This is a genomic window from Psychrobacter sp. (genome assembly GCF_035469765.1).
In the GTDB taxonomy this organism is placed as follows: Bacteria; Pseudomonadota; Gammaproteobacteria; order Pseudomonadales; family Moraxellaceae; genus Psychrobacter.
Genome location: NZ_DATIRM010000068.1, coordinates 1 through 5,533 on the forward strand (window position 1 = coordinate 1; position 5,533 = coordinate 5,533).

Annotated in this window: 4 protein-coding genes and 1 pseudogene; all 5 read right to left on the minus strand. The window is 45.5% G+C overall.

All coding sequences use genetic code 11. The features are described 5' to 3' along the window. Positions 1-153: 153 nt before the first annotated feature. Positions 154-1,443, minus strand: coding sequence for a hypothetical protein (locus tag VLN09_RS01935; RefSeq protein ID WP_325243533.1), 1,290 nt, complete (start codon positions 1,441-1,443; stop codon positions 154-156). An 83-nt stretch (positions 1,444-1,526) separates the two neighbouring features. After that, positions 1,527-2,396 carry a twin-arginine translocase subunit TatC gene (gene tatC, locus VLN09_RS01940; RefSeq protein ID WP_325243534.1) on the minus strand — a complete coding sequence of 290 codons (870 nt, stop codon included), beginning with the start codon at positions 2,394-2,396 and terminating at the stop codon, positions 1,527-1,529. Next, positions 2,393-2,779, minus strand: a complete 387-nt coding sequence (gene tatB, locus VLN09_RS01945) for a Sec-independent protein translocase protein TatB (protein ID WP_325243535.1) — start codon at positions 2,777-2,779, stop codon at positions 2,393-2,395. Before tatB ends, tatC begins: the two co-directional genes overlap by 4 nt. Before the next feature lie 55 nt (positions 2,780-2,834). Next, a complete protein-coding gene (gene tatA, locus VLN09_RS01950; protein WP_325243536.1) occupies positions 2,835-3,119 on the minus strand; it encodes a Sec-independent protein translocase subunit TatA in 285 nt (94 codons plus the stop codon). 80 nt (positions 3,120-3,199) lie between these two features. Next, positions 3,200-5,533, minus strand: a pseudogene (locus VLN09_RS01955) (copper-transporting P-type ATPase); the annotation flags it as partial.

The following is a 5,533-nucleotide window of genomic DNA, read 5'->3' on the forward strand; positions in this document are numbered from 1 at the left end:
ATACATAACGTACTGCTGATATCAATTTTTCTTGCTTGCTGTGCCTACGCAGACAGAGGCTGCAAAAAATTTATACCAGCAGTACCGTAGCGTTTTTAAGGTATTTTAACTATAGCATTAAAGGCAGTTGGTGTTACTTAGCTCCCCAGTTAATCACACCTGAAAAACAGGCGCAAATCCGCCTCCTAACGTACGGAAATTGGTTGCCTGACCTTGATAAACCCGCGCAGCAGGTAGCAACAGTTCTCCGCCATACGTATAAAGACGTATATCTACCTTCCTACTTGTGACGATGTCATCAATTTTTAGTGATCTCTCTCCTGCAGGGACAAAGGTCTGTGCGATATAATCCTCATCCAGAATATTGTCGAAGACGCGTCGAGTCAGTTTGCTACCGCGATAGACGCCTTTGCTTCCATGACCAGCAACTGGCTTAAAAAACAGTTGTCGCCGAGTACGCCACAACTCTGCTGCATCGTCTCTTGATACGATCTTAGTCCTTGGTACAGACCTTTCGAGGTACCCCACTGCAGCCTCATCTAAACCCCAAGCACGCAGTGTTTGGAAGTCTGATAGCAAGGTCAGGTTTTGCTTATTGGCCAACATAGCATGCACATGGGGATTGGGTGTCACTACCACAGCACCATCTAGATAGGCCTGCTTAAGCAATACATGGTCAGGGTCCTCAAATGCGAAGTCGACAAGCCGATTGTAAACCATATCGATTTTCTGGCCGTGGGCTGTTAACGTACCATCGATATACTCGAGTTCAGAGGGATCAAGTATCACGGTATCAATCCCTCTGGCTTTGAGCAGTTGACAAGCTAACTCGAACTCTAAAAACATGAACTGACTTTTGGGATCACTATCTACGATAGCTATCCGATTGGGCATAGCAACAGCAGACTGTCGCTGCCATTCCTGTTTGAACATATCAAACACTGCTTTTTCAAATCCATCCAGCCTTTGAGTAGTTGCAGCACATTGCTGCGCGGCGTTGCAGCATCGCTTTTGTGCACGAGCGAGCAACACATTTAGAAATGCGCCGCCGGCATTGGTATTCACCTCGATGAGCTGAGGACCGTCATTACCCAAGTGAAAGTCATAGCCCATAAAAGCCCCTATGGGACCTGGGTCGAAAGCAGCTATTTCTGGAGCCCAGGACAGCACTCGCTCTTGATACGACGGCAGTTCGGCAGCTGACTCGATAGCTTTGACGATCCGTTCCATCGTCTCTATCTCTGTGTTGGGAACGAACACTGGTGTTGCTGAAAAAAGCTTATTCAGCTCGTTCGCTCCTATTTGATTGTTTCTAGTTTCTGCCAATTGATCTTCAAGGCTGGTATTGAGCGCTTTACGATCGAGAGTAATGCAGTAGCAGTCTTGGTTAAGCTGATTTGCAAGACTGTCATTTTTTTTGTTGTTATTGATTATTTTTTCCATTTAGAGTCCGTCGCTAAGTAGAGTACTCACGCTGACATACTCTAGTAAAAAGTAAAAAAGGCACTTGGCGTGTTTAAGTATTTCTAGCTACTTTCTGATATCTCATTTCCTGAGGCTAAATCGTTATTTCGTTCATTTTTAATTAATATCTTTGCTAAGAATAAACCCAACTCAAACAATAGCCACATAGGAATCGCCAACAACAGCATTGATACGCCATCAGGCGGTGTCACTACCGCTGCAACCGCAAAGCAGCCGACAATGATATAACGACGCTTGTCTTCTAAACTCTGAGTAGAAACGATTCCAACCATTATCATTAGTAAGGTAACCACTGGAATCTCAAAAGTCAGCCCAAACACCATAAACAACTTGAGGGCAAAGCTCAGATAACTATCAATATCGGTCATAGGTATGACGTTCTGCGGAGCGAACAGAATAAAAAATTTCAATACGCCTTTGAGTACGACAAAGTAGGCAAAAGCAACCCCCGTATAAAATAGAAATATCGAAGACAACAGCACAGGAATGGCAATTTTCTTCTCTTTTTTATATAAGCCAGAAGCTATAAATGACCAAATTTGATATAAGATATAAGGCATTGCTAAAAATGCGGCGACGAATATCGTTAAGCGAATGGGTGCCATAAAGTTTGACGTTATATCAGTGGCAATCATGGTCGAATTGATGGGTAACTGCGCCACTAATGGGTCTGATAAAAGATTATAAAGCTCGCGTGAAAAGCCTACCAATACTAAGAATATAATTAAGACGGCCACGCATATTTTGATTAAGTGCGCGCGCAGCTCGATTAAATGTTCGGTAATAGGCATATCGCCAAGCGTACCTAACCTATCTCCAGACTCATTATTCTGTGTTGTATCTGTTGGCGCCTCAAGTTCCGTAGCAGCTATTTTTTCTTGTCGACTTTTTTGCCTTTTAAATAGGCTCACTGATCCGCCTCCTGTTTAATCAACGAGGAGGAAGTATTCGGTTGATGCTCTTTATCATAAGAGGTGATTAGCTGATGTGAAGCATCTAAGCTTTGGTTCTGCGACTGCTCAAATTTTTGTATACTGCCACGCATTTCTGCTAGTTCACGCTTCATATCTGACTCAGTCTGACGGATTTTTGCAAGCTCATTTTGCATTTGTTGGCGCGTTTCAGCCAGATCAAGCTCAGCTTCTATTTCAGACTGTAGAGTGGATACCGTACGACGCAGTTTGGCATACCATTGCCCAGCCGTACGCGCGGCCTGCGGCAGTTTTTCTGGGCCCAATACGATTAAAGCAATGACGCCAAACAAGAGTAACTCGGAAAATCCGATATCAAACATAACAGTCACGTATATTAATAGACTACTTAGTGCCGCTGTTTATAAGCGGCGCGCTTCATACTTTGTGCTGATGATCAGTGGTAACAGGGCTGATTTTTATATCATCAGCCTGAGTACCTACATGCGTATTTAAATCATTACTTGCTGCTGGCGTACTATTTTCATGGCTAAGCATACGATTCTTTCGAGCATGCTCGGTTTCTTCATCTTTGATCGCTTCTTTAAAACCCTTTACCGCGCCGCCTAAATCTTTGCCAGCATTTTTAAGCTTAGCAGTGCCAAATACGACAACAACCACAACCAATAAAATCAGCCAATGTGTAATAGAAAAACTGCCCATAACGGTATCCTTATATTTTGAGATCTTGTTTAGACCAGTATTTGTAAGTGTGCTTTAAAACCCTCTTCACCGTACCAGAATTACAACTTCAAACGGCGCAATCGCAGCGCGTTACCAATAACAGATACCGAAGAGAGACTCATAGCCGCCGCTGCTATCATTGGACTGAGTAAAAGCCCGAAGAACGGATACAGCACACCTGCCGCAATCGGTACCCCAAGGGCATTGTAGATAAAGGCAAAGAACAGATTTTGTCTGATATTGCGCATCGTAGAATGGCTCAGTTTATGGGCTCTCACAATCCCCATTAGATCACCCTTCACTAGCGTAATGCCAGCACTCTCCATGGCCACATCTGTTCCTGTACCCATGGCGATGCCAACGTTAGCCTGTGCAAGAGCGGGAGCATCGTTAATACCGTCACCCGCCATAGCCACAACCTTACCACTACTTTGCAACTCTTTGATGATACGGTTTTTGTCTTCTGGAGAGACATCCGCATGTACCTCATCAATATTTAACTTACTGGCAACCGCTCTAGCCGTTATCTCATTATCACCCGTCAGCATGACTACGCGTAGTCCAGCTTTGTGCAACAGCGATATAGCCTCGCTCGTACTCGGCTTGATCGGATCAGCGACTGATATGAGACCAGCAGCTTGCCCATCTACTGCGACAAACATGACAGTTTCACCATCTTTCCTGCGCTTGTCGGCGCGTTCTGAAAGCGTAGTGTCAAAACTATTAAGGCGTTGCATGAATTTTGAGTTGCCTACGGCGACTTGCTTGCCATTGACTAGCGCCTGCGCGCCTTCACCGGTAGTTGAACTAAAATCACTGGCTTTAACCGTAGTAAGAGATTTTGCCTTTGCAGCCTTGACAATAGCTTCTGCCAGCGGATGTTCGCTAGCAGTCTCTACCGCTGCGACAAGTATAAGAAGTTCATCCTCATCTAAGCCGCCAAGTGCTTCGATAGCCGTTAGCTCTGGTTTGCCTGCTGTCAATGTTCCCGTTTTGTCGACAACAATGGTGTCGACTTTTTCCATGCTCTCTAACGCTTCAGCATTTTTGATAAGCACCCCATTTTGCGCACCCTTACCAGTGCCTACCATGATTGACATCGGCGTGGCGAGCCCTAACGCACAAGGGCAGGCTATGATTAACACTGCAATAGCGTTGACCAGTGCATACGCCATTGCAGGCACAGGTCCGAACATAGCCCAGACAATAAAGGTAATGACAGAGCAGATAATTACTATCGGTACAAACCATCCAGCTACCTTATCGACCAGTTTCTGTATTGGTGCGCGACTGCGCTGGGCTTCAGCAACCATCTTGACGATCTTGGACAATACGGTATCATCACCAACATCGACCGCTTTGATCAGTAGTGTCCCAGTACCGTTGACTGTGCCGCCGGTGACCGTATCCCCTTGTGACTTTAAGACTGGAATGGGTTCACCAGTCACCATCGATTCATCAATGCTACTACTACCATCAAGTACTGTGCCATCTACCGGAAGCTTTTCTCCTGGCTTCACTCGCAGTGTGTCACCGCTGATAACTTCATCAAGTGATACTTCGGTCTCGACATTGTTCTCATCCACACGTCTTGCCGTTGGTGGTGCTAGCTCGAGTAACGCACGGATTGCTCCTGAGGTCTGACTTCTGGCTTTGAGTTCTAATACTTGACCCAATAGCACCAAGGTCACAATGACAGCTGCTGCTTCATAGTACACCCCAACTTGGCCAGTGGCATCTCTAAAGCTGTCTGGAAAAATGTCCGGAAGAAAAGTTGCTACTAGACTGAAACCAAAAGCTGCGCCTACACCAACTGCAATCAGAGTGAACATGTTCAGGTTTCGGCTTTTTATTGATTGCCAGCCACGGACGAAGAACGGTGCGCCTCCCCATAACACCACTGGTGTCGCAAGCCCTAGCTGAATCCACTGAGCGATCTGTCCAGAGATATCACCTTGACCAAGGTTGTCTAAACTTAGACCTACCATGTCACTCATTGCATACAGAAATAGTGGTATGGTGAGCACCGTGCATATCCAGAAACGGCGTGTCATATCGTCGAGCTCTGAGGTGTCTTCTTCACCAATGGTAGCCGTCTATGGTTCAATCGCCATTCCGCAAATCGGACAGCCGCTATTCTTAACGTCCCTGACTTCGGGATGCATCGGACAAATATAAACGGTACCACTATAGTCAGATGGCACTTTGTCATATTTGCCGCCTTTGATAGATTTTACCTTAGTACGGTCAGTATCTTTTCCATGACAATGTGAATGACTGTCTTCATCAGTAACCTCGTCTTCAGGTTTGAGGAACATACCGCATATTGGGCAATCGCTTTTTTCCACATCTATCACTTAGGGATGCATCAGACAAAAATAGACCGTACCGCT

Coding starts and splice junctions, on each gene's coding strand:
- VLN09_RS01935 (WP_325243533.1), bottom strand. CDS start 1,443: ATGGAAAAAATAATCAATAACAACAAAAAAAATGACAGTCTTGCAAAT.
- tatB (WP_325243535.1), bottom strand. CDS start 2,779: ATGTTTGATATCGGATTTTCCGAGTTACTCTTGTTTGGCGTCATTGCT.
- tatA (WP_325243536.1), bottom strand. CDS start 3,119: ATGGGCAGTTTTTCTATTACACATTGGCTGATTTTATTGGTTGTGGTT.